Here is a 22,440-nt window from a genome sequence, read left to right on the forward strand (position 1 = left end):
GGTATTTTACTCCGGAATGGAAGATTTCGCTTGCTGGGCCATCCAGCCCGTGCGCCACCGCCCATCCGGGCGTTCGGCAATCCTCGTCGACGATCAGTCGACGAGCTTCACGCCTTCCCTGATCCGCGCCTGCCGGTCGGCAGGGGGCAGAGATTCGAATTCCTTGCGGGAGATGGACTTGCCACCACCGCCGGCGCCGCCGTTGGGCTTGGCGCCGGAGCCGGTGCCGGAGCCCTTCAGGATGGAGTCGCGGTTGGCATAGCCGTCGACCATGCTCTCCAGCGCCTCATCGAAATCGGCGATCTCGCCGGCCTTCGTGCGGGAGTAGATCGGCTGGCCGTCGGCCGCGTAGCCGACCACCTTGCCGTTCTCCACCTTGAACCGGGAGCCGAACATCGCCTGGAGCATGTCGGCGGGGACCGCGGCCTTCTCGGTGACGAACTTCGAGCGCGTGAAGGCGCCGCCCACCTTCTCGCCGAAGAGGTCCGCCATGAGCTTGTCGCGCTCGCTGGTGAGCGTGTTGATCTGTTCGTTGGCCGCCTTGGCCGCGGCCGCGACCTGGTCCTCGGCGGCCTTCTTCGCCGCGGCCTTGATCTCCTCCACCTTGCCGGCGGTGACGAGCTGCCCGGCGTCGAGGTTCTTCACGGTCTCCAGCGCCTTCAGCGCGGCGGCGGCGTCCTCGATGCCATCGAAGCCCTTCAGCTTCGCCTCGGCGGCCTCCTTCGCCTCGCGGTGGCCCTTGGCCTCGCCGTTCAGGCGGGAGATGGTCGCGACGGAGTGCGGCGCGTCGAAGGGCGTCTCCTTGCCGTCGTCGCCGACATAGACGGGCTTGCCGTCCTGCACCTCGGCATAGGTCTTGCCGTCCACGGTCACGGTCTTGAGCTTCATGGTGTCCTCTGGGCATCCGCCCGTCTGGTGGTCATCCGACCGGGGCGCCCGTCTGCATCCGCATCGGGGCAGTGAGCGGGGATCAGGCTCCCGCGAGCCATTGCGGCGTCGGTGCGCCGAGCAATTTCATGGTGAAGCCGCTCATCGAGCGGACCTTGTCCGCGATGGCGGGCCGGGCCTCTTGCCAGCCCTTCACGAATCCATCCCGCGCCGTCCAAGGCTTCGGGTCGAAGAAGTGGGCGCCGCCGGTGGAAAGCGGGATGCCCGCGATCACCACCCGCTCCGCTCCAGCGTCCAGCGCGACCTTCACGCCGAACAGGCCGGAAGAGCCTGAAGAGGTCTGGCCAGGAAGCCGGTACTCCACCTGCCGATCCGCGCCGGGTTCGTCCTTGCCGGTGACGTGGCACAGGTGCTCATCAGCTCGCGGGAAGCCGCGGCGTGCACGCTCGGCGCGCCAGGCGGGGAGCTTGTCCGGGTGCAGAGAGCACCAGACGTTCACCGGGCCGGGCCATGAGGCGCCGACATCGTTCACCGCGACGATGAGCCCAGGTTCGAAAAGGTCCAGCGCGCGCGCCACGTCATCCCAGACGCAGGCGGCGCCGCCGATGACGATCGCGGTCAGCACGCGAGGATCACGTCCTTCCGCACCCGGTCCTTCACCTCGTAGCCGAGGCCCAGACCGAGCACCCACGATTCGCAGGCGCCGCGCGGGATGCCGAAATACCGCTCGGAAAGGCCCTTCTCCTCGAACATGATGACCGGCCGGAAGCGGCGGATCGTGTCCTCGGCCCCCTGAAGCGCGAAGGGCTCATATCCCTCCACATCGAGGCAGATGAGGTCGCAGGCGTGGAGCTCCATCGCGTCGATGGTGATGACCGGCGTGTCTCCGCCCTCGCGGACGTAGTGGGCTCCTGCGTTCCCCGTCACCGCCTCCATCGCCACCGCGCCGGGCTTGGCGCCAAAGCAGGCCCGGCGATGGTTCACGTTGGACGGCACGTTGCGCTGGAGGCATGCGTAGTTGTCCGCCATCGGCTCCGCCGTCTCGACGTGGGCGAAGGTGCGCGCGAGGTGCGCCGCCCACACGCCAACGTTCCCGCCGGCCTGGATCGCCACCGCGTGGCCGCGGCAGAAGCTGACCGCACGGTCCACGTCGGGAAGCTCCTGGTGGATGACCCGCCAGCACCAGTCGTCGGAGGACGGCCACCAGAAGCCGTTGCGCTCGATCATGCCCATGCGTCGGGAACCCATCCTGTCTTGAGGTCGTCGGGCTTCGGCTTGCCGTGGAAAGCCACCACTGCTGCATCCGCCGGCGGGCCGGCCTCGCATCGGTGGACCTTGTAGGAGGCCACGCTGCGCTCGCCGAAGAGGTCGCGGAACGTGTCGACCTTGTCCCCGGAGAGGCAGTCCTCGATGAAAGCCTGGTCGCCGATGCGCCCACCCGGAAGTGGGCCGTCGTAGCGCGCCATGATGCCGGCCGGGTCGGCTGCAAAGGCCCGGTAGAGCCGGGACCAGTCCCCGCTCCAGGCCATCGCCGTTGAGCACAGGAGGTGCGGCCGGTAGAACTCGTGGGCCATCGAGAAGCGGTGCGGGTGCGCCGCGATGGCGTCCAGCGAGCCGACGACGACCGTATCCAGGTCGAGATAGAGCGTTCGTCCGGTCAGACCCGCCGCTGGTGCCCAGAGGCACATCTTCGCCCACCAGCCGGGCCAATCCTCGGGAAGCGGGATCGCCTCGATGCCAGCGGCTTCCACCTCCCGAGGTGTATCCGTGAGGCAGACGAAGCGATGGGGCGCCGTCAGGTGGCGGGCGACGCCGTTGCGCAGCTTCTCCGCCCAGGACGCGTCATAGCGGCCGCCGGAGCGCAGGACGCAGGCGACCGTGATCATGCGGCCGGCGGGACGACGGGCTGCCCGGTGATCGGGTCGATGATGATCTCCGGAACCGGCGCCTCGCCCTCGCTGGCGATGGCCTCCTCTTCCGCGTCCGCGTCATGGTCCTGCGGCAGCACGCCGAAGCGCTTCAGGCCGCCCCAATAGGTCCGCTGTGAGATGTCCTTGCGCTCGCGGGCCTTGTTGAGGGCGTCCAGCGGCGCCTGGGCGAACGGCTCCACCGCGAAGTCGGTGTCGACGATCACCTCGACGGTGGGCTCTTCCTTCAGCCACTCCGCCGTGAAGACGAACGCCTGCTCCAGCACGTCCTTCAGGCCGAGCGCCCAGCATTCCACGGCGGAGTGCGCCTTGGCTGCCTCGACGGAGGTCGTGGTGGCAGTGACGTTGCCGCTCTTGGGCGTGAGGGGCTGCATCCCGAGCCGCTTCATGTCGGCGATGATGCCCTCGATGTCCTCGCGGATTTCCTTGATGTTGGCCGCGTTCGGCTGGATGAAATCGAAGTCGGTCTCCGCTCCATTTTCGCCCGGCGGGGCGAAGACGACGCACTTCGGGCCGACCGAAACAGTGCCCTCGGTCGGCTTCTTGAAGCCCTTGCCCTTGAGCATCGGGGAGCCCGCGAAGGTGAGGATCTCTTCCTTTCGGCTCATCGACTGATACAGCTCGATCTGCATCTGAGCGAGGTCGATCAGCGGGGGCTGGACCATCTGCTCGCCGTGGCGCTCGCCGGTCCAGAAGAGGGCGAGCGGAATGGTCGTCTTCTCGCCGCGCCTGATGAAGCCGCGGCGCTCCTCTCCCCAGGTCTCCTTGCCGTCGGCGCCCTTCACCTTGCGCCAGAGCACCCATTCGGGAACGGTGCCAGGCGCGGCGTTGAACTCGCGCACCCGCTCGACCGTCTTCTCGCCGTACCCGTCGCGCTCAATCGAGTTCTCCCGCAGCCGAAGGTGGACCACAGCTTCCTTGCCGTCGACCATTCCGATGTAGAGGGCGAGAATGTCCGTCGCGGCAACCGTCACCCAATAGGGCCGGGCGCCGGCGCGGCGTTCGTCCGCCCGCGTGGCCTGCGGGTCCATCTCGGGGAAGTCCACGAGGATCGCGTGCATGCCGCGCTGGATTCCGCCCTTGAACACCTCGCGGGAGAAGGCGGTCAGGTTGGAGCCGCGCGCATCAACGTCCTCGGCGATGTCCTTGATGCTCTGGCTCGCGCCCTCGGCCAGGGCGACCTCATTGTCAAACGGCTTGGACGCGAGGTTGCGCAGGGCGTCGGCGAACTCCGGCCGCCAGGGCGAGACGGCCAGGCGCCGCTTGTATTCCTCGTGCGTCTCCTCTTCGAACCGCGGCAGGTACTTCTCGCCGCAGGCGCGGATCCGGCGCGCGCCCGCCATGATGTCGTCGATGAGGCACCAGTCCTCGCGCATCGCCTCGTAGGCGCTGGACGGCGAGCCCTGGTTCTTCTTCTGCTCGGCCATCAGCGCCTCATGATCTGCCTGCCGACCTGAAGCGTCGGCGCCTCGTCCTTGAGCATCAGCTCGGTCAGCGCCCATACCGCGGCGTCCACCCGATCGGGGGAGCCTTCACCCACATAGCCATCGGCGGTGAACCCGGTCATCTGGTCTTCGAGGTCGGACATCGCGGCCAGGTGCTTCACCCGGCCCTGCTCGTAGAGCGCCGCCACAGGCTCAGCCCGGGCGACCTTGCCCCGGCTCGCCGTCACCTCGCGATAAGACGCGGTGGGGTCCACCGTCCGGATGACGTGCTCCACCATGGCGCCGCCAAAGTTGCGCTCGGCCACGATCCTGTCCGCCTTGAACTCGCGATAGGCCGCCGTCGCCCGCCGGCCCCATCCGTCCGGCGAGAGCTTGCACGTTCTGTCCGCGAGGACATAGGCGAGCCCGTCGACGCCCTTGCCGGCGACCACAATGCCGACGCTGTCGCCACGATCCTCTTGACCCTTGGTGCCAGAAGGATCGATTGCGACCACCACCCGCTGCATGTCCGGGACGGCGCTGACCCGCGCGGCCTCCAGCATGGCCGCGGTCCACAGCGCGCCGGGCACGTCGTCGAGCATCTCGGCGTTCAACTCCTGCCGGCCTAGCCGCGTGCCCTCGTATTTCTCCTTGACCGCCTGAAGGAACTCCGGCGCGAGATTGCCGGCGTTGTCGAAGGTCGACCCCCTGGTGATGACTGTTCGGGTATCCGCAATGATCTTGCGCAGTGCCGCCTTAGGCTTCGGCGTCGTCGTGATGCAGGTGCGCGGCCGCGACCCGAGGCGCAGGCCGAACATCGCCATGTCCCATGTCTCGCTCAGGTGCTTCCAGGCGGCAAGCTCATCGCACCAGAGCCTGTCGTGCTGCGGCCCACGAAGACGCTCCGGCTCCTCGGCGGAGAACAGCGTGGCCATCGCTCCATTGGCCCATGTGAGCCGGCGCTTGGACGGCTCGTATTGCGGGCGCCCGAGAATCTCGCCCTTGTTTGTCCGGTCCCCCGCCCAGCACACCGCGAGGAGCCCGCTTTCTCCCTCGACCATCACGTCGCGCGCATCGGATGCCGTCGGCGCGATCAGGCCGAGGCGGGACGCGCCAGCCTTCAACTGCTCTCGCACCCACTCGGCGCCGGTCCTCGTCTTGCCGAAACCGCGCCCGGCAAGAATGAGCCATATGAGCCAGTCGCCGTCAGGCGGAAGCTGGTTCGGCCTCGCGACGAACTGCCAGTCGTGAAGGAGGGCTTGGCACTCTTTATCCGTCAGCCGAGCCAGGATCGCGTCCCGCTGGTGCGGGGGCAGGCTGGCGAGCGAGGAGAGATTGAAGCTTGCTTCTGGCATCCGTGACCGTGATCTCGCCCGAAACGTCCGCCTCGATCCGATCGATGAACAGCTTGTGGTATTTTCCGAGCAGCCCCCAGGCGCTCACGCGGGCCGCATGGGAGGCTCCGTCACCTTCCCGCGTCGCCTCCTTGTAGAGGCCGTCGATCACGTCCTGAGCGCTCACCTCGGCCTTCTGAATGCGTTTCTGAGCGCCTTCGGCCACAGCTTTTGCGATTACAGCATTTGACAACAGGCGCGTGCCCTCGCGGTTCGCCGTCTTGGCGCTATACCCCGCGCGGATCGCGGCCTGGGTCGCGTTGAGGTCGATCAGGTATTCGGCGACGAAACGGGCACGCTTCGGCGTGAGCTTGCTCACTGCACCGTCTCCGGCTCTCCCAACTCGACCGGGCTCCACATGCCGTCGCGCCACTCGACGACGGCGATCACGGCGTCCTCATGGTCGCCCGTGTCGTCGCCGTCCTTGTCGATCCAGCGGCGGATGTCGCCGTAGACGCCGTCGGAGCGCAGGAGCCATCCCTGGTCGAAGTTGCAGGCAACGACCTCGGCGAGGAGTTCACCCCGCGGGCTCTCGCCACTCGACCCGGCCGGAGGCGCTGAAGACATAGAGGTTGGCCCCTTCATGTGCGGCGAGAAGGCGGGCGTGGGGGAGCGCAGCCCGACGCGTTCGATAGGAGCGCACAGCGCGGCCGGCGCCGGATCGGCTGACCGACCAGAGGCGCCCGGCGGGCATGACGCGGATTGAACCCTTCACGTCGCCCCGGGCGGCTGGTGGAGCGCTGCTATGAAGATCAGGATGCACAGATACAGGCCCGCGTTGAGGGCGAGATGGTCGAGGTCTGTCATGGGGCACCTCGCGCGGCCTTCAAGCCCGACTAGCGGGGGACGGCTTCCGAGAGCCACCGCGGACCCGTGAGGGCGGAGCGCAGGCTTTCGCGCCCCATTGACCGCTTGCCCATGGCGGCAGTAGCGATGGGCTCACCTGGACGTGCCGCCCTTCTCTCGAAACTGCTTCGACGCGGGGGCCACGCGCGCGGCCGCGACATCGTGGGGGGCACCCTTCCCCGCGTCGAACTCGTGCGCGCCGGAGCGCGGAATAGTCCTGGACGCTCAACCCCCAGGCGGGCTGCAACGAGCACGATCTAGGCCCCCGCCGCCGTGAAAGAGGGAGCAAACCCGGCGGCAGGGGCCATGCGTCGATGAGGAGGCGACGCAAGAGCGATTCGTGGAGGTTGCCTAGAACGAATCACGAACTGAGTCCGAGTGTCAATAGGTGGTGCCGATTTTCCGCCGGGGCACCACATGCAGCGTGTCAGCCGACCGCCTTCTCCATCTCACGCACCACGGACACGCACGCGGCGAGGAACCGGTCCTTCCGCGAGCCACCGAGCCCATAGAACCCGGAGGCCTCGTCCATGATCCGGCCGATCTCGTGAGAGCCGACGACGTGCTGGGGGCCGCCCCGGCGGTGCAACTCGGCGGCGCCGGCGCGCCCGACGGCGATCGCCAGGAGGCAGGTCCAGTCCCGCTCCCCCAGGTGGGCTTTCAAGCCGGCGAGCCGCCGCTGCGCCTCGATCATCGCGATGGGTTCACGCTGGGCGCTTCCTCCATCCACCTTCGGCTCGAAGCCGGGGCACTTCAGGGACCGGGTAGCGAGCGCCCAATCTCGGTCGAAAAGCTCCATCGCCCGCTTCTGGTGGGGATCAAGGCCGCGGATGAAGCGGCCCGTGACCTCCACCGTGCGCATGATCTTGTCCGCGTCCTCGATGCGGGCGGTGGTGGGCTTGTCGCGCCTGGCCTTCTTGGCGGCCGCCCGCCTCTCGCCCTTGGTCCTCTCGGTGTGCCCGGTCAGGTTCAGGGGGTCTCCGGCGCGGCGGGCCGCCAGCTTCGACGCGGCCACCCGCTGGCGTTCCGCGACGAAGGCGCGCGACCATTCGGTGTCGCGGTCCTCCAACCAATCCAGACCGCCATAGGCCATCGTCCGCAGGTGCTCCCGGCGCTGGTCGCGCTCCAGGCTGCGGGCATAGCTGCACTGAGGGCGCGTGAGCACCTTGTGCAGCCACGCCCGTTGCCGCGCCCGGCGCGCGGCGGCGATCAGCTTCTGAGCCATCAGTCCAACTCCTCGAAGCGGGTGAGCTTGCCGACCCATTTCAGGGTGCGTTCCTCGAAGGGCTTGCGGCGGCGGTGCTTGAGCGTGATGACCTGGGCGGTTCCCGAGGCCCGGCCGACCTCGTGCTCCCACTTCTCCCACGCCTCGCCGCCGGCGTTCTTGTTCGGCTTGTTCTGGTGGAGCCACGATTCCCGGCGCCAGACCGCGAGCACGATGTCCCCGTCCCGCTCGATCGATTGCGCATCCGCATCGAGGATTTGAGGGGTGGGGTCGTCGCGTCTCTGTCCGCCGCGGGTGCGCTGGGCAAGGCACAACACCGGGACCTGGAGATCCTTCGCCAGCACCTTCAGGTCTGCGGTGATCTCGGCGAGACGCTCGAAGCGGTCCTTGTACCGGCCCTCCGGCTTCAGCTTGTCGAGCTGATCGATGATAATCATCCCGAGGCCCATGGTCCGCTTCATGGCGATCGCGTGGGCGCGCACCTGGCGCACGGTGTAGCGGGGATCGTCCAGTAGCATCATGTCCGGCCGCTCCATCGCCGCTTCCGCCGCCTTAAGGGCGTCGCGCTCGGCGAAGTTGAAGGCCCCCTCCTGGATGTCCCCCACCGTGATCCCCGATGCCGCGGCAAGTTCGCGCGCGCCCACCTGTTCGGCGGTCATCTCCATCTGGATCAGCAGCACGGGGCGGGAGAGCGCGGCGTGCATGCCGACCTGCATCGCCATGGCGGACTTGCCGTCGCCCTGGGAGCCGAGAAGGAAGATCAGGTCGCCGGGGAGAATGCGGCCCACGATCTCGTCCAGACTGGGCATGCCCGTCCCGAAGCCGGGCAGCACCTCGCGCTCCTGGGCGGCGCGGGAATCGCGCGCCACGCTCTTCGTCACCTCGCCGATGCGCCGCGGCCGCTTGGGGCTCGCCACATGCATCACGTCGAGGATGCAGGTGGACGCCTCCGACGCGATGTCCATGGGGTTTTTCTCGCCGGAGCGCACCGCCTTCGCGATCATCTCGGAAAGGGCCATGAGCTGGCGCCGCGCCGCGGCGTCGGCGATGTCCGGCACAAAGTCGTCCGGGCTCCCCACGTCCTCGGCGTCCTTCAGGAGCACCGCGAGGTAGCTCATCATGGACCGGCCCTCTTCGTCCTCCGCGGGAAGACGGGAGGCCACGAGGGAGATGGACAGCCGGCCCTCGGTGCAGATGTCCCGGATCACGGTGAAAATCTGCTGGTGCAAGGGCACGAAGAACTGGTCCGCCCGGAGCTTGTCGGCGATGGACCAGAAGGCGGAATCGCTCTTCAGGCACGCACCGATGACCGCGCGCTCGGCGGCGAGGTTGTGGGGCTGCTCCCGGCGGCTCACGGCTCGCCCTCCCCGCTCGGAATACCCCCGGCGAGGTCGTCCACCAGCAGGCCGATAGGCCCTTGGGGCGAGCCGTCTTCCTCCCGGCTCAGAGCGTGCTGGATCACCTGCAGCGGGCACCCGTGCTGCAGCAGGAGCGACAGGAGGATGGCACCGTCGCGTGCCACGATCTGGGCATCGGCCCCGGACTTGGTGCCGTCGATGAACGCTTCCGCCGGCCGGCCGTCGTCGTACCGGCCCACGCCGAAGGTGTAGGCGATACCCCGGTGCTCCAGTTCCACGACTTCGTGCTCGCGGCGGTTGGGGAGGGATTCGCGGCTCATTCGGCGGCTTCCTTGAACTCGGCGGGGATGCGCCGTCTGGGCGCGGCGTCGGCCATCAGCGCGCCGACGCAGGCGCGCATCTTGGCGACGCTCACCGCATTGCCGATCTGCTTGATCTGCTCGGTCTTCGTGCCCGCGAACTCGTAGGCCTGGTCCTCGCTATTGAAGCCCATGGCGCTGGCCAGCTCGTGCGGCTCCAGCATCCGGAAGAGGATGTCGAACCGCCGTCCCTCTCCCACGGGCTCCACCAGGTTGACGCGGCCGGTGGCGCAGATGGTGGGCGCCGGATCGGCGATGTCGTGCACGCGCGGCGCCTGGCCCTCGCGCTCGCCGAACTGCGCGGCGATGAAGGCGAGCTCGCCGCGATTGGCCCCGGTCACGGTCGGCAACGGCTCGCCGGCATCGCGCACGCGGTCGCTGCCGTCATGGTGCGTCACCGGCATGACGATCGCGAATTCCCCGCCCTTGGCCGTGGTCAGGGTCGGGATCGGCTGCTCGACGTCGCGGGCGGTAGCGCCGCCGCCTGACTGTGTCACCGGCACCACCATGCCGAAGCGCGCTTTGGCGGTGCACGTGGGCAGCGGCTCCTCGGCCGAGACGCAGGTCTCGCCGGAGCCGGAGCCGTAATAGGGCGAGATGAGCGCGTGCGCCGCGCCGTTGCCGCCCGTGGTCGCCGTGGGGATCGGGTCCGCGACGGATCGCGGCGCGCCGCCGGAGGCCTGCGAGAGCACGAAGGGCTGCACCAGCATCGGCCGGGCGCAGCCGGGATGAACCTCGGTCGCCGCCCCACCGGTCGTGATGGTGGGCAAAGGCTCCTCCGCCGACCGCGCCGCCCCGCTGTTGTGCTGGGAAAGCACCAGAGGCTCCGCAAGCCACACGCCGCCTTTCGTGTCGAGCGTCGGAATGGGCGCTTCGGAAACGCTCTGCGCCTTGTTCCCCTTCCGCCCGTTCATGATGACCGGTTCAGCCATCCCGATATGGCTCGCTTCCGAGGTCTGTGTCGGCAGCGGCTCGGCACCGGAGCGCGCCGCCGCCCCCTTTTTCATGTTCACCAACACCGGCTCGGCCAGCCCGATGTGCTGCCCGCCGGCGGCGATGGTCGGCAGGGGCGCGTCGAGGCCCTGCGCCGCCATGTGGTTGCGCAGCACAACCAGGAACGGCTCCGGCCAGCCGAACTTCACGGCGCCGGCATGGATGCGCGCCAGCGTCTTCGGCGCCAGCGGCTTCGGCCGGTCGAAGATCGAGCGCCCCTTGATGGACCAGTCAATGATCTCCCGCGCCGGCCGCCAGGGCTGCGCGCCGGCGAAGAGGTCGCCGGCGATCGTCTCGCGCTTGCGATGCGTCGGCATGGGCCAATGCACCTTGCGCCCGTCCGAGCGCGCCATGAGGATGAAGCGCTGGCGGGTGGTCGCGTCGCCATAGTCGGCGGCATTGAGCCGCCGCCATTCCGGCTCGAAGCCGAGGCGCTTCAAGGTCTCGATCCAGGCGTGGAAATACTCGCCCTTGCGCGAGGCGATGGGCCGGCCGTTCCTCGGGTCCACCGGCCCCAGCCGATGAACTCCCACACATTCTCGATGATGAGCCGCTTGACGCGCAGCTCGGTGAGCCAGGTGATGATGTGCCACGGGTCGGAGCGCTGCTGGTCGCTGGTCGGCTTGCCGCCCCGCGCCACCGAATGGTGCGTGCAGGTTGGGGATGCCATGAGCAGGTCGAGATAGCCCTCCGGCACCAGCAGATGCGGGCGCACGGTGGCGATGTCCTGGACGTAGTGCCGCGCGTCCGGATGATTCTTGGTGTGCGTCTCGATAGCGACGGGCCAGTGATTGACGCAGACCAGTTCCATCTGGAGCCCGAGGTCGGCGAGCGCGCGCTGGCACCCAGTCGACGACCCGCCGGCTCCGCAGAGGAGGTCCGCAACAAGGATCTTCTTCGTCAAGCGTCGCCCCTCCACATGGTGAGCACGGTCGTGTTGATGTTCGTCCCGCTCTCGCTGAAAGCCCCCACGGGCAGGTCACTCCAGCGGCCGGACAGGAGCCCGTGGTCATAGCGGGCCGTCGCCGGCAGGATGGCGGTGAGCGCGCCCCCAGGCTTCAGGAAGCGCAGCGCGTGCTCGACGTGCCTGGCGTAGTGGCGTCCATAGAAAGGCGGGTTCATCACCACCCGGTCGAAGTCGGGCGCCGGCTCGGTTTCGAGAAAATTGGCCGTGAGCACACTGTGCCCCCTGGACCGGCATTGAGCGGCCCGGCCGGGGTCGTATTCGACGCCGAAGGGCCGGGCGCCGCGCCGGCGCAGCGCGTCGAGGAATCGGCCGCATCCGCAGGAAGGCTCAAGCACCCTCTCGCCTTCCTTGATGTAGAGGTCGGCAAGCACGCGCTCGACCACGGCAACCGGCGTCGGGTAATATTGGAGATCCTTGGACACCGCGGTTCCGGCGCGCGGGGCGGCGGGGCGCTCTTCCGCCGCATCCGGCAGCACGTCGCCGTAGAACTCGGCCAAGGCTCGGTTGATGTCCCGCAGTGCCTCCGGGCCGAAGAACAGGTGCCCGCGCCCGTTCTTGAACCGCCGCAGCCACACCCCGCGCCCTACGACTTCCACGGCCTCGTTGTACCGGTCAGCCGGCACGTTGCCGTCTTCGATCAGCGCGTCACCGTCACGCATCAGCGCCGCAAGTTCGCGGTGGTTGATGAGCGGCTTCCCCTGATAGGCCGCCAGCGCGTTGAGGATGTCGCGCACGCGCTCGGCGCCATAGCAGGAGCTGTACTCGCTGAAGCCCGGCAGGATCACCCGCTTGGGCAGGCCCTTCACGCCGACCTTCATCTTCTCGTGGCTCGCGAACGCCGGGTCGAGGCCGGCGAACTGCTCGGCGAGACCCTTCAGGATCGAGCCCCTCGGGTCCATGATGTAGGCGCCGAACTTTTCGCGGATGTTCTCCACCGTGAAGGGCGGCGGGTCACAGAACATCTGCTCCAGCCGCTTCTTATCCGCAGCCGAGGCGAAGTTCTCCAGCGCGTAGAGGCCATAGGTGTGCCGCCACGCCGAGCGAAGCAGGCTGCGCTCAATATCCCTCTCGTCTAGCCGGCCGGCCTCCAGGGTGTAGTTTCCCCACGTCCCGCCGATGGTCGCGGCGGTCTTCACCGCGTCCTGCGCCGCTTGGAAGGCCGCCAGGGCTTCGGGGATAGCCGCGACCTTGCTCTCGTACTCGGCGACAAGGTCGGACGGTTTCCGCCGGCCCGTGGTCACCTCTCCGCCGGTGAGGATGTGCATGGTCATGCGGTCGCCCTCACCGCGCCGAGCACGTCCAGAAAGTCCCCATGGAAGGGAGGGAGGTTCACCGCGACCGGAATGCCGGAGGGCACAAGCCGGTCCCGCAGCGTGTGCGCGGCGGCGAGGCCAGGCCCGACCAGGATGGAGCCGTCAGGGCCTCTGCGGGGCAGGTCGCCGTCCGGGTAGAGGCGCACCCGCTCCACTTCGAGCGGCGGCTCGAACCCCATCATCCCGGAGGTGGAGAGCGACGCCCACACCGGCAGCCGATAGCCCTCCAGCGTCCAGGCGGCGAGCGAGGTCTCCAACCCCTCGGCAAGGCCGATCACCTCTCCCACCCCGCCGATGCGCACCGCGCCGCCCTTCGCCGGTCCGAAGCCGACCTTGGGGTTCGACACGGGCGCCTTCCCGCCGGTCTCCGGATTGAGGAAGACACGCCAGACCGCGATGGTCTCCCCGCCCATGTCCTGCACCCTGGCGACCAGGCACGGGAAAACCGGCCCGTCCTTCACCTTGCGCGCGTCCTTGCCCTGCCCCTCCCATTCGCTCCCCAGCTCCCATTCCAAGCCGTCGTGGAAGCCGAGCACGTCGGGCCAGCCCATGGGCGGGGTCGGGATGCCCCTGCCGTGCAGATACCGCTCGGCGAGGGTTCCGGGGATCGGGCAGCACTGCGCCCACATCTCGGCGGCGGTCTCGGCCCGGCGGGCGCGGCGCTGCTGCTCCTTGCGCGCCTCCGATTCCCGGCGCTCGCGGGCCTCCCGCGCCGCTTTCTCCTGGCGCTGGCGGCGCTCGGCGCCGGCTTCGGCCGTCTCGGTCGTCATCCCGAGGAAGGCGCGGGCCTCGCGGAACGCCTCCGCATAGGCGTGGGGGTTGTCGAACAGCGTGTAGCCGATCAGCTCCACCGTGCCGCCGCCCACCCCTTGGGAGAAGCGATACCAGCGGCCCCGGTGAGGGCCGGAAAGGTCCACCTGGAAGGAGCCGAGTTCCTTGGGGCTCTTGGCCGTGAGGAAGGCTTTCCCGCGGTGCTGGACCCAACCCGGATGGAGATGGTCGAGAAGCTGCTCAAGGGAGGTTGTGAGCCGGTGGCGGATTTCGTCGGCGTCGTCGTGTCTCATGGCAGTGCCCTCAGCCGTTCCTTGTCCTCGTTGGTCAGAAACCAGCCCTGGCCCCATCGCGTCTGGATCTCGATGCCGTGTGGCTTCAGCGCGCGCCGCACCCTCAAGATGAAAATGTCGATGATCCGCTCTGATGGGGGGTCGTCGACCGAGAGGCTGTAGAGCGCCGTCATCAGATCGGCTCGGCTCACCAGGGGCCGCGCCAGCAGAAGGGAGAGCACCTGCTCCTCCTTCCTCGTCAGCCGGACGCAGGCGGGCAGGCTGGGCCGGAGCAAGATGCCCTCCAGCTCATCGACTCTCAGGCGCAGCAGTTCGTTCTCCTCTCGGAGCCGATCCAGTTCCGTGACCATGGCGATTACTCCGCCGCCGCGAACAGGCCCTGCCTCAGCGGGTCCATCATCCCCCGCAGGTGCCAGACGACGCCCACGGCATCGGCGGCATCCGCGTTCTTCACCTCCACCCCGATCCGGGCGCACTGCGCCTTCGCCTGGGCCTTGAGCCAGGCGGACCCGTCCGTCGTGCCCTTGGGTGCCTTCGAGAAGCCAAGGAAGCTCTTGCGCCACGCATCCTGGGAGATGACCTCGGTGCGGATGTTCAGGCGGGCGCAGATTTCCAAGGCCTCGCTCACGAAGCTGTAGATCCGGAAGATCGTGGCCATGGTGGTGCCCCCCTTCTCCTCGTAGCGGATCGCCGTGCCGGCCCATTCGGTGTTCCGGTCCACGATCGGCTTGCGATAGGTGACGTTCGGCGGCAGGGGCTTCTCGATCCCGACCGCCTCGATTCTCTCGGCCACCAGGAGCGGCCGGAGCCAGTCCCGGAATTCGCGCGCCAGCCGGCCCTCATAGGCAAAGTCCACCTCCCCCGGCTTCAGGCCGAAGGGCCGTTTCTCGCGGGGCCGGAAGCTCAGGGCGCGGATTTCGGCCCCAAGGATCAGGCCCGCGCCCGTGGTGGTGGCGATGTCGAGGCCGGCGAGGCGCATGGTCAGTGGACCGGCTCGGGAGCGGCGCGGTCCCACTCGTCCTCGTTCGAGGCCTCATCAGGAAACGCATCGTCGAACGGGTCGGCGGGCGGTGCCTTCTCGCTCAGCGGCTTGATCGCGTCCGCCATCAGCGAGCGGTTCACCTCCTGGCCGGCGTCGTAGCCCTCCAGCCACTTCCGAAACTGGGAGGTCGCCGCGTCATAGGGCGGGCGGCGCTCCTTGCCCTCCATGCCGGCGCGCTTGCCCTCGCCGAAGGCGCGCTCGTCACCGGGCGTGCGGTCCTCGCCGAACAGGCTCGCCTGCGCGCCGATGGGCAGGCCCATCCACCGGGCGACCTCGGCCTGGCGCTCCATGCGCGCCTTCAGCTTCGCCTCGCCTTCCTCGGTCTCCAGCTCCAGCGCGTACTTGATGCGCTCGACCGCGTCGTCGCCGATCTCCGACTTCGCCAGCTTGCAGGCGTTCTTGAAGTCGGCATCCGCCTTCTTCTTCACGGCGAGCGCGGCCTCGTACTTCTTCTTGTGCTGGAAGAAGAGGGCCTGGACCTGCTCGTCGGAGAGCTGGTTGTGCCCCGCCGACGGCGCGGCTTCGGAGGGGACAATCTTCGGCTTGTTCTTCGAACCCTTGGGCCTGCCCATGGTGCGCTCCTATGCGGCTTGGTTGAACTTCCCGGCTTCCCGGCCCCAGGCATCCCATCCGGGGCGACCTTCGCGGGAGAAGAGGTCGGCGCGGCGCACGGTGCCAGGCACCAGTGCTTCAGCGGCCACGTAGGCTTCGTCGGGCTTGCGCGAGTGCTCGCGCACAGGCCCCTCGACGATGGAGCGAACGGAACGCGACGTGGTGGGCTTGCCGATGGTTCCGATCAGGAACGGCTCGCCGGCGCTGCGCAGCACATAGCCGGTGCCGAAGGCGAGCTTTCCGGAGGGCGTCCGCTTCACCCAATGCCCCGCGGTCTTGAAGGTGAAGCCGAGGCCCGCCATCACATCGAGCGCCTGCGGCAGCATGGGGTTGGTCGCCCACATCCACAGGACGCAGTCAGGGGCCGCGAGCTGGGCGATGGGGAGCGCCTTCATCTCCGCGAGCGTCATGCACTCGTAGTGGGCAAGTGGATTCTTCACCTCGCCCTTGGCGGACCAGTTGGAGAACCGCCAGGGGAAGTCGACCATGATCAGGCCATAGGAGAGCGGCCTCAGATCGCCGAAAGGCCACGTCATGCCGCGACCCCTTCCCGTTGGCGCCGGTCGAACGCGCGCAACCGATGCGCCGGGCACCAGGACGTGCTGCCGTCCGCCTTCTCGCCGCAGAACCGGTGGGGATATTCGGAGAGCGGCCAGCGGCAGTGCCAGTTCTCCAGGTCCATCAGCGCCAGCCCGCCCTCAGGAGGAAGCGGCCGAGGCGGAACGTCGGCCACGGGCTCCGGCTCGGGCTCCGGCGGGCGCGGCGTGGGGACCACGGCCACCCGGCGGCGCGGCTTGGGCTCGCCAACGGACACGCGGCGCCTGGGCTCGGCCATGCTTGCTTCGGAACTGGTGCTGACGCCTTTCTCCACAACGGTTTCCGTGGGGGCGATGCTGCTCGCCAGCACCGGGTTTCGCTGAAACTTCTCCCGGTGGACGACGCCCAACACGGCGCAGCGAGATGTGATCTTCCCGCGCTCGGCGAGCGCCACGGCAATCTGGGCTGCGGTGTCGCCCCTATCCCAGCCGGCGCGCACCACGTCGATCTCGGCCTGCGTCCACTTCCCCATGTCACGCCGCTCCCACGTAATGCCGGATTGCCTCGGCTGCCGCGGTCTCCGGCGCGATGCCGTTCCGCCGGGCGAAGTCCTGAAGGCACCGCTCGACATCCGGCTGGAGAAGGAGATGAAGGCCCGGCTCGACCAGGGCGATGCCGCGCGCCCGGTTCGTGAGGACGCGGATCGCGCCGCGCTCGACCAGGCATTCGACCATGCGCGCCACCCCGCCCTTCGACTTGATGCCGACCGCCGCCGCGATCTCGGCATAGGTCGGGCTAAAGCCCTTCCGCTCGACATGGGAGCGGATGAAGTCGAGCACGGTCTTCTGGCGGCTCGTCATCGGCGCGGTCATTGGCGCTCCCTTTTCTTCACAGCCTCGCCCAGGTGGCGGTGCAGTTCTTCCAGGTCGCCCTGGAGGTGCTCGGCGTCCTTCCTCTGAAGGGCGCGCCGGTCCCGAATGCAGGTCTTGAGCACGGCGCCGAGCGCCGCGTGCATGCGGCGAAGCTGGTCCGCGCTCAGCATCAGCGGCCCCGGATCAGCGGTCCCGAAGGCCGCCCCAGAACCCGACCCACCAAGCCCACTTGTCCGACTTCGACAGGGCGCGGTCCCGAAGCTTCCTGCGCGTCTCTCTCGGCAATAGCCGCCTCAAGAACCGCCACGCGCTCAAGAACCTCGGCGAGTAGCTCGTCCGTTTCGGCACGAAGTGCCTCCTCTTGCTCTTGTTTTGACCTGACGGCTTCCACCTCGTGGCCGTCGATGCGGCGGGCCTTGCCGTACCAAAGGTCGAACGTGCGCCAGTAGCTGAAGCCGGTGCGGCGGGCGGCGCGCACGATGCGCTCCTTCACGCTCCCACCCGGCCCTGCGACCTGGCGCAATCCGTCCTTCATTTCCTCGGCGAGGGCGCTCACTTCCGGCTCCCACGATTTTTGGGACATCTCCCAAAACCTCCGTGCTTGGATGGACCAAGCAGGAGGACATGGAGATGTTGGTTGGAGCGGGCCGGAACAGCTTGGCGGCAGGAGCCGAGCCCGCAGGAAAAGGAAATGGTCATACGGCCCCCCGGAGCTTTCCGGTGGCGCCGTCCTTCCAGCACACGGCGGGAAGGTCGATGACGAGGATGGGCCTCGCGCCGACGTGCTCGATCTTGTGGGGCGCGGCGGCCGAAGGGAGGACGATGTCGGGGAACGTCTCGATGATCGGCAGGCTCAGCCGGAAGACGCCCCCCCCCCTTGGCGACGCCCACCTCGACCAGTTCGAAGAGGCCGGCGTCGTCGGGCAGTACTGCCAGTTGGTGGCGCCGCTCCGGCGAGCGCCCGATGCGCGCGGTGACGCGCCACGTTGCCATCTTGAGTGGTTTCAGCACCTCGCGCCGGATCAGCACCATGCCCCGCGCGCGGGCGCCGCGCATCTTCACCAGCCCGAACCGAACCGGGATGGATGCGGCAGCGGAGGTCTTCCGCGTGGGGACAAGGTCGATCCAGTCGTTCATGCCGTATCGCCCTTCGTCGGCGGGTCGAAGTGCACGACGTTCCAGGTCACGTCGCTGCCGTCGCGCAGGGCGGCGAACAGGGCCTCGGCTTGGTGCGCGTCACGCTCGGCGGCGGCGCGGCGGCGGCCGGCGTCGTAGGCGTAGCCAACCAGGAAGCCGGGGATCAGGAGCCACCATGCATCGAGCTCCGCCCGGCCGATGGCGGCGGCGAGGCCCAGGCCGAAGACCATGACGGCGCCGTCGAGCAGGTTCGGGATGAGGGCGGAGGCGAAGCGATTCATGATGCGCGACCGCGAGCGAGGACGGCCCGGTGCAGTTCCCGCAGAGTATCCGCTTCGGCAAAACATTCCTGGCCCTTGCGATGCATGAATTTCTGCGCCTCGTCGAGAAGAGCAGGCTCGCCGATCAGACGGGACACGAGGACGTACTCCTCGATGCTCTCGACGAAGTAGGTCTTTGACTTGAGCCGCTGCACGATCGGCCTGAAAGCCGGATCGATGTCCGAAAACGCGATCTGGTCCGCATCGTCGAGCGACCTGCGCAGAACGCGCTTCACTTCGGAGATGACACCGATGCGTAAAGCCTTGTCCGCGCCCTCCGCGTCCGCCTCGGCTGAGGTCCGCGGGGACGCCTGTCGGATGATCGCCTCCGCGATCCGCGCGGCGTTGTTGCCGACCATGGCCGCGGTGTTGAGCACCAGGATGGTGAAGTCGGATGCCCGCCTATTCAGCATCGATCATCTCCACGATCTGGTTGAGGCGGGCCGCCCATTCCCGGACCTCTCGGAGGTTTGCGGCCTGATCGTCGGTGCGCTCGGCCAATCCTTCGATGGCGAGGCGGATCTTCTCGTCGGTCGCCCATTCGAGCATGCGGCCGCACGATCCATAGAGATGCGCCCAGGCGGAGCCGGCGGGCGTCGGCGGTTCGTAGAGCGGGTTCTTCCGGCCCGTGGATGGCTCCGCGCGCATGCCGCGCACAGCCGCAGCCGTGACCACTTCCCGCAGTGCGGCGCGCGTCGGCTCCTCGCCTCGGGAGAGCTTGTCGTCCAGGGTGCGGCGGACGATGCCGGGCTCGGCCGCTTCCGCGTCGCGGACTTGGCGGGCTTCGTGGATGGTCTTCCGGGACAGGCCAGCCGCCGATGCCGGCGGAACGACCTCGTTTCCCTTTGGAACGAGGTCTGTTCGCGCCCCGGATTGCCCAACCTCCCCCCGCTCCTGCGCCGCGTCGTACTCATCCGCCAACCGGCGCTTCGCCTGGGCTTCGATGTCGAGGGCATCGGCCTGCGCGCGGTGAGCGGCGGCAATCAGGCTGTCATGGGCGTCCTTCGCCTTCGACAGCCGCGCCGAGCGCTTCGCCGCGTCGTAGACGAAGCCCGCCATTTCCTTCGCTTCCAGCACCTCGGCCGAGGTTTTCGCATTGAGGAGCGCCTGCGCCGCCCGGTCGATCATGGCCGGGAGATGAGAGGGTTCGATTGTCGCGATGACGTTCACGCCGCCGGCTCCTGCGCGAGAGCCGGCTGTGGGCCGTAGATGTCCGGCCTCAGCTCCTGCCGAGGGATGCCTGTGATCCGCTCGACATCCAGCACGCGCGTTGCCGGAACCTGTTTCCACTGCGAAAGCGCCTGCGGCGTGATGCCGATCTTCGCGGCCAGATCGCCGGCGGTTCCGATCACGTCGATTGCGCGGATGAGGGCGGGGTGTTTCTCAGCCATGCGCGCAATTCAAGCATCACTTGATGTCGAAATCAAGCATTGCTTTCTCGCGTTCATCAAGCCGAGCTTTACCCTTCGCCCATGACCTTGGATCAACGCATCCGCGCGCTTCGAGCGCAGTCCGGCCTAACCCAGGAGGAGTTCGGCGCGCGCGTCGGCGTGAGCGTGCAATCCGTTTCTCAGTGGGAAACCCCGGAACGTCCTGGCCAAGCGCGCCGACCGCCACGGCCAAGCAAAGATCGATTGGTCACTATCGCCCGCGAATTCGGCGCTCGGCACGCGTGGCTGCTTTCCGGCGAAGGCCCCATGCTTGAAACAGAAGTCGTGGAGGGGCCGGTGATGCCGCTGCCTCCTCCCGATGCTTCTCACCCGATACCCCTTCTCTTCTCCCACAAGACGATCCCGGTGTACGGCCATGCGGCGGGCGGCATGAACGACGACGGCAAGTTCATCCTGAACGGCTCGAAGATCGCGGACGTGCTCTGTCCGCCAGCCCTGGAGGGCGTGGTCGGAGCCTATGCGGTCTACCACACCGGGGAATCCATGCTCCCGCGCTATGAGCCCGGGGATCTGCTGACGATCCACCCTACGCTGCCCGTGAAGCGCGGCGATTACGTGCTCGTCCAGATCAAGGGCGAGGACGGCGATCCGCCCTACGGCTATGTGAAGCGGTTCGTTTCCAAGAACGCCAAGGAACTGGTGCTGGAGCAGCTCAACCCTCCAGAAGGTCAGGAGCAGACCCTGCGTTTTCCGGCCGAGCGGGTGCTCACGGTGCACGCGATCTGGGGCGCGAGCCGCGGCTGAGGATCGCCCCTATCGCAATCGAGAGAATCGATTCGACTCCCCGCCCAACCTCGCACATTATGCGAACAGAATAGGAACATGAGGGGCAAGAAATGCCTGGGGGGGCTTCCAACGGTTTGGTTTCGCAGGTGTCTTCGGCCCTGGTCGTCTGCCGCGATTGCGGCCACGCCGGGGTTTTCTTCCCGCAGCACTTCAGACGCTGGGGCATTCCACCGGAGGCCCCAGCCCAACAGATGGCGCCGCGGTTCCGCTGCTCCCCATGCCGCGGCCGAGGCGATGAAGGCCGGCGCATCGTCGTGGAGATGTTCCCGAACCTGGAGGAAGCCTCCGCATGAGCCAGCCCGTCACAATCCACGTCGTCCAGGCGTTCGACGAGATGGACGGCTTCCCGGTGGCCGAGGAGCCTATTGCCTGCCAAAGCGCGGCCCAGGCGCGTGCGAAGGCCCAGGCGCTGAAGCACACCAAGCTCGGCGTTATCGCTTGGTCACGGACATCGCCGAACCCGGACCTAGGAGAATGGGGGCCGCCGGTGCTCCTGGCACGCTTCGGCGCGATCCCGGATGACTTTGAAGGAACGGAGCCCTGATTTTCCGCGCCGAGCCGTGGGGCGCGCCGGGTAATGGGCAATCGTTAATTTGGTGCTAACGATTCGTTGCCGCATAATGCGGGTGGAGCGGGAAGGGACAACCTCAGATCAGGGGTTGGAGCGCGCTCCTGGAGCGGATCATGAAGGACCAACTCATCAACGTGGAGGTGGCAAGCCACAAAGAGACCGGCCTGTTGCTGGCCACCAGCAGCGACCTGCCAGGCCTCATGGTGCACGGCCGATCGTTGGCCGAAATCGAGGAGCGGCTGCCGATTGCCGCACGGGACATCCTGGAGCACCAGGGACATCGGGTTATGGCTGTGACGGTCGAGAAATCTCGCTTGAGCGGTAATTTCTGGCCGGCGCACGTGACCGTCAACGCCTCGATGGCGAACGCCGCGTGACAGCGGACGAATACCGCGCCGCCATCAAGACCCTCGGGCTCACACCCATGAAGAGGTCATACAATGGCGGAACACTCCATCAGGACCGGGACGGTCATCCTCACATCGTCCCGGATCCTGAGGGACTTAAACCGGTAGAGCGCCGCGACATCATCTCCATGCTGAAAATCCGGCTTGGAGTCTGTGACTGAAAACCTCGCTCCGGCGGGGTTTTTCTTTTGCCTCGCGCATGCAGCTCCAAGAATTCATAGGTCAGTATTTTTATCCGCTCTCATAGTCCTGATAGCATACTTATCCGGATAGGTTCCTATCCTCCCAGCCATAACCACCCTTTTGAACATGCAGCGTCTCCCGGCGCGAGCGCGGCGCTGCGGCCTTCCGCCGGCGGGCCATCGTGGGCCGGCCGGTCGTCGCTCGTGCTGGGTTCCGCTGCATGCTGGCCGAGGGGAGGCTTTGGACACCCCCACGTCTCGCATGCGAGCTGCGGCCTCATAGGGCGCTTCGCCGCAGCCTGCCTCTGAATTGGTCCGCAGTGCCCTGCGTCCGGGTCCGCCGCTTTGGTTCGGCGTGGACTGTGACCCACTCCCTCTTTCACCCGGCGCCTCGGTAATCCGCCAGCCGATTCCCCGCCTACTCAGCCGGGACCCTCATCAGGGAATCGTTGCCGCCGCTCGGCTTCGCCCGCTCCTCGCGAGGCGCGCCGAACCGCGACTGGTCGGCACTATGGCGATGCTTGAATTTTTTATCAAGTAGCGTTTGATATCAACATCAAGCAGTGCTTTACTCTGCTCATCAGAACGGGAGCAGACGATGGCCACCACCAACCAGACCCAGCCCACCACCGAAGCCGAGGCGGACGCCGCCTTCGAGGCCGAGGGCGAGGCCCTGAACGAGGCCTTCCTCGGCAGCCTCCGCCGGGTGAAGGCGGCCAAGGCCGAGTCCGCCGGGGAGTGAGCCAACCGGGCGGCTCTCCGGG

Annotated in this window: 32 protein-coding genes and 1 pseudogene; 5 read left to right on the forward strand and 28 right to left on the reverse strand. The window is 67.8% G+C overall.

Features of this window, described 5'->3' with window-relative positions:
- Window positions 1–93: 93 nt before the first annotated feature.
- From D9R14_RS07550 to D9R14_RS07670, 28 genes are all read right to left on the reverse strand, one after another.
- A complete protein-coding gene (locus D9R14_RS07550; protein ID WP_121622721.1) occupies window positions 94–888 on the reverse strand; it encodes a DUF6651 domain-containing protein in 795 nt (264 codons plus the stop codon).
- Between the two features lie 82 nt (window positions 889–970).
- Window positions 971–1,513 (reverse strand): hypothetical protein, encoded by a 543-nt coding sequence (locus D9R14_RS07555; RefSeq protein ID WP_121622722.1) that lies wholly within the window; start codon window positions 1,511–1,513, stop codon window positions 971–973.
- A complete protein-coding gene (locus D9R14_RS07560) occupies window positions 1,507–2,136 on the reverse strand; it encodes an FkbM family methyltransferase (protein WP_170168535.1) in 630 nt (209 codons plus the stop codon). The genes D9R14_RS07555 and D9R14_RS07560 overlap by 7 nt, the downstream gene beginning before the upstream one ends.
- Window positions 2,112–2,774 carry a hypothetical protein gene (locus D9R14_RS07565; RefSeq protein WP_121622724.1) on the reverse strand — a complete coding sequence of 221 codons (663 nt, stop codon included), beginning with the start codon at window positions 2,772–2,774 and terminating at the stop codon, window positions 2,112–2,114. Before D9R14_RS07565 ends, D9R14_RS07560 begins: the two co-directional genes overlap by 25 nt.
- Window positions 2,771–4,243, reverse strand: a complete 1,473-nt coding sequence (locus D9R14_RS07570; protein ID WP_121622725.1) for a DUF4055 domain-containing protein — start codon at window positions 4,241–4,243, stop codon at window positions 2,771–2,773. Before D9R14_RS07570 ends, D9R14_RS07565 begins: the two co-directional genes overlap by 4 nt.
- On the reverse strand, window positions 4,243–5,595 hold the full coding sequence (locus tag D9R14_RS07575; RefSeq protein WP_121622726.1) for a DNA-packaging protein: 1,353 nt from the start codon (window positions 5,593–5,595) through the stop codon (window positions 4,243–4,245). Before D9R14_RS07575 ends, D9R14_RS07570 begins: the two co-directional genes overlap by 1 nt.
- Window positions 5,510–5,953: a terminase small subunit gene (locus D9R14_RS07580; protein ID WP_121622727.1), complete on the reverse strand. Its 444-nt coding sequence runs from the start codon at window positions 5,951–5,953 to the stop codon at window positions 5,510–5,512. Before D9R14_RS07580 ends, D9R14_RS07575 begins: the two co-directional genes overlap by 86 nt.
- Window positions 5,950–6,201, reverse strand: a complete 252-nt coding sequence (locus D9R14_RS07585) for a hypothetical protein (RefSeq protein ID WP_121622728.1) — start codon at window positions 6,199–6,201, stop codon at window positions 5,950–5,952. Before D9R14_RS07585 ends, D9R14_RS07580 begins: the two co-directional genes overlap by 4 nt.
- Window positions 6,152–6,328, reverse strand: coding sequence for a DUF2188 domain-containing protein (locus tag D9R14_RS23580; protein WP_121622729.1), 177 nt, complete (start codon window positions 6,326–6,328; stop codon window positions 6,152–6,154). The genes D9R14_RS07585 and D9R14_RS23580 overlap by 50 nt, the downstream gene beginning before the upstream one ends.
- A gap of 579 nt (window positions 6,329–6,907) precedes the next feature.
- Window positions 6,908–7,705, reverse strand: a complete 798-nt coding sequence (locus D9R14_RS07595) for a hypothetical protein (RefSeq protein WP_121622730.1) — start codon at window positions 7,703–7,705, stop codon at window positions 6,908–6,910.
- Window positions 7,705–9,060: a replicative DNA helicase gene (locus tag D9R14_RS07600; RefSeq protein WP_170168536.1), complete on the reverse strand. Its 1,356-nt coding sequence runs from the start codon at window positions 9,058–9,060 to the stop codon at window positions 7,705–7,707. Before D9R14_RS07600 ends, D9R14_RS07595 begins: the two co-directional genes overlap by 1 nt.
- Window positions 9,057–9,383: a TSCPD domain-containing protein gene (locus tag D9R14_RS07605; protein WP_121622732.1), complete on the reverse strand. Its 327-nt coding sequence runs from the start codon at window positions 9,381–9,383 to the stop codon at window positions 9,057–9,059. The genes D9R14_RS07600 and D9R14_RS07605 overlap by 4 nt, the downstream gene beginning before the upstream one ends.
- On the reverse strand, window positions 9,380–10,948 hold the full coding sequence (locus D9R14_RS07610) for a DNA cytosine methyltransferase (RefSeq protein WP_394010521.1): 1,569 nt from the start codon (window positions 10,946–10,948) through the stop codon (window positions 9,380–9,382). The genes D9R14_RS07605 and D9R14_RS07610 overlap by 4 nt, the downstream gene beginning before the upstream one ends.
- Window positions 10,852–11,319, reverse strand: a complete 468-nt coding sequence (locus D9R14_RS23635; RefSeq protein ID WP_394010522.1) for a DNA cytosine methyltransferase — start codon at window positions 11,317–11,319, stop codon at window positions 10,852–10,854. The genes D9R14_RS07610 and D9R14_RS23635 overlap by 97 nt, the downstream gene beginning before the upstream one ends.
- Entirely contained in the window at window positions 11,316–12,653 is a 1,338-nt protein-coding gene (locus tag D9R14_RS07615; protein ID WP_121622733.1) for a DUF4942 domain-containing protein, read from the reverse strand. Before D9R14_RS07615 ends, D9R14_RS23635 begins: the two co-directional genes overlap by 4 nt.
- Window positions 12,650–13,759 (reverse strand): DUF7146 domain-containing protein, encoded by a 1,110-nt coding sequence (locus D9R14_RS07620; protein WP_170168537.1) that lies wholly within the window; start codon window positions 13,757–13,759, stop codon window positions 12,650–12,652. The genes D9R14_RS07615 and D9R14_RS07620 overlap by 4 nt, the downstream gene beginning before the upstream one ends.
- A complete protein-coding gene (locus D9R14_RS23065) occupies window positions 13,756–14,109 on the reverse strand; it encodes a helix-turn-helix domain-containing protein (protein ID WP_170168538.1) in 354 nt (117 codons plus the stop codon). Before D9R14_RS23065 ends, D9R14_RS07620 begins: the two co-directional genes overlap by 4 nt.
- A gap of 5 nt (window positions 14,110–14,114) precedes the next feature.
- A complete protein-coding gene (locus D9R14_RS23070; RefSeq protein WP_170168539.1) occupies window positions 14,115–14,738 on the reverse strand; it encodes a hypothetical protein in 624 nt (207 codons plus the stop codon).
- 2 nt (window positions 14,739–14,740) lie between these two features.
- A complete protein-coding gene (locus tag D9R14_RS07630; protein WP_121622735.1) occupies window positions 14,741–15,373 on the reverse strand; it encodes a hypothetical protein in 633 nt (210 codons plus the stop codon).
- 9 nt (window positions 15,374–15,382) lie between these two features.
- Complete coding sequence (locus D9R14_RS07635; RefSeq protein ID WP_121622736.1) at window positions 15,383–15,949, reverse strand: MT-A70 family methyltransferase; 567 nt, start codon at window positions 15,947–15,949, stop codon at window positions 15,383–15,385.
- Entirely contained in the window at window positions 15,946–16,482 is a 537-nt protein-coding gene (locus tag D9R14_RS07640) for a GcrA family cell cycle regulator (RefSeq protein WP_170168540.1), read from the reverse strand. The genes D9R14_RS07635 and D9R14_RS07640 overlap by 4 nt, the downstream gene beginning before the upstream one ends.
- A gap of 1 nt (window position 16,483) precedes the next feature.
- Window positions 16,484–16,822 carry a LexA family protein gene (locus D9R14_RS07645; protein WP_121622737.1) on the reverse strand — a complete coding sequence of 113 codons (339 nt, stop codon included), beginning with the start codon at window positions 16,820–16,822 and terminating at the stop codon, window positions 16,484–16,486.
- The gene (locus D9R14_RS23075) at window positions 16,819–16,992 is read right to left on the reverse strand and encodes a hypothetical protein (RefSeq protein WP_170168541.1); all 174 of its coding nucleotides are present in this window, start codon (window positions 16,990–16,992) and stop codon (window positions 16,819–16,821) included. Before D9R14_RS23075 ends, D9R14_RS07645 begins: the two co-directional genes overlap by 4 nt.
- On the reverse strand, window positions 16,992–17,405 hold the full coding sequence (locus D9R14_RS07650; RefSeq protein ID WP_121622738.1) for a hypothetical protein: 414 nt from the start codon (window positions 17,403–17,405) through the stop codon (window positions 16,992–16,994). Before D9R14_RS07650 ends, D9R14_RS23075 begins: the two co-directional genes overlap by 1 nt.
- Before the next feature lie 550 nt (window positions 17,406–17,955).
- A complete protein-coding gene (locus D9R14_RS07655) occupies window positions 17,956–18,240 on the reverse strand; it encodes a hypothetical protein (RefSeq protein WP_121622739.1) in 285 nt (94 codons plus the stop codon).
- Window positions 18,237–18,692 carry a hypothetical protein gene (locus D9R14_RS07660; RefSeq protein ID WP_121622740.1) on the reverse strand — a complete coding sequence of 152 codons (456 nt, stop codon included), beginning with the start codon at window positions 18,690–18,692 and terminating at the stop codon, window positions 18,237–18,239. Before D9R14_RS07660 ends, D9R14_RS07655 begins: the two co-directional genes overlap by 4 nt.
- The gene (locus D9R14_RS07665; protein ID WP_121622741.1) at window positions 18,682–19,449 is read right to left on the reverse strand and encodes a hypothetical protein; all 768 of its coding nucleotides are present in this window, start codon (window positions 19,447–19,449) and stop codon (window positions 18,682–18,684) included. Before D9R14_RS07665 ends, D9R14_RS07660 begins: the two co-directional genes overlap by 11 nt.
- Window positions 19,446–19,670, reverse strand: a complete 225-nt coding sequence (locus tag D9R14_RS07670; RefSeq protein ID WP_121622742.1) for a transcriptional regulator — start codon at window positions 19,668–19,670, stop codon at window positions 19,446–19,448. Before D9R14_RS07670 ends, D9R14_RS07665 begins: the two co-directional genes overlap by 4 nt.
- An 81-nt stretch (window positions 19,671–19,751) precedes the next feature.
- On the opposite strand from D9R14_RS07670, the pseudogene D9R14_RS23585 reads away from it, so the two are divergent.
- The 5 genes and pseudogenes from D9R14_RS23585 to D9R14_RS23080 all read left to right on the forward strand — a co-directional run.
- Window positions 19,752–19,889: pseudogene (locus D9R14_RS23585) on the forward strand (helix-turn-helix transcriptional regulator); the annotation flags it as partial.
- Between the two features lie 87 nt (window positions 19,890–19,976).
- Window positions 19,977–20,474 carry a S24 family peptidase gene (locus D9R14_RS07675; RefSeq protein ID WP_245420631.1) on the forward strand — a complete coding sequence of 166 codons (498 nt, stop codon included), beginning with the start codon at window positions 19,977–19,979 and terminating at the stop codon, window positions 20,472–20,474.
- Between the two features lie 331 nt (window positions 20,475–20,805).
- Window positions 20,806–21,060, forward strand: a complete 255-nt coding sequence (locus tag D9R14_RS07680; protein WP_121622744.1) for a hypothetical protein — start codon at window positions 20,806–20,808, stop codon at window positions 21,058–21,060.
- A 140-nt stretch (window positions 21,061–21,200) separates the two neighbouring features.
- On the forward strand, window positions 21,201–21,464 hold the full coding sequence (locus tag D9R14_RS07685) for a DUF1902 domain-containing protein (protein ID WP_121622745.1): 264 nt from the start codon (window positions 21,201–21,203) through the stop codon (window positions 21,462–21,464).
- Window positions 21,465–22,274: 810 nt separating this feature from the next.
- Window positions 22,275–22,418: a hypothetical protein gene (locus D9R14_RS23080; RefSeq protein WP_170168542.1), complete on the forward strand. Its 144-nt coding sequence runs from the start codon at window positions 22,275–22,277 to the stop codon at window positions 22,416–22,418.
- Window positions 22,419–22,440 lie beyond the last annotated feature (22 nt).

Source organism: Xanthobacter tagetidis, assembly GCF_003667445.1.
Lineage (GTDB): Bacteria > Pseudomonadota > Alphaproteobacteria > Rhizobiales > Xanthobacteraceae > Xanthobacter > Xanthobacter tagetidis.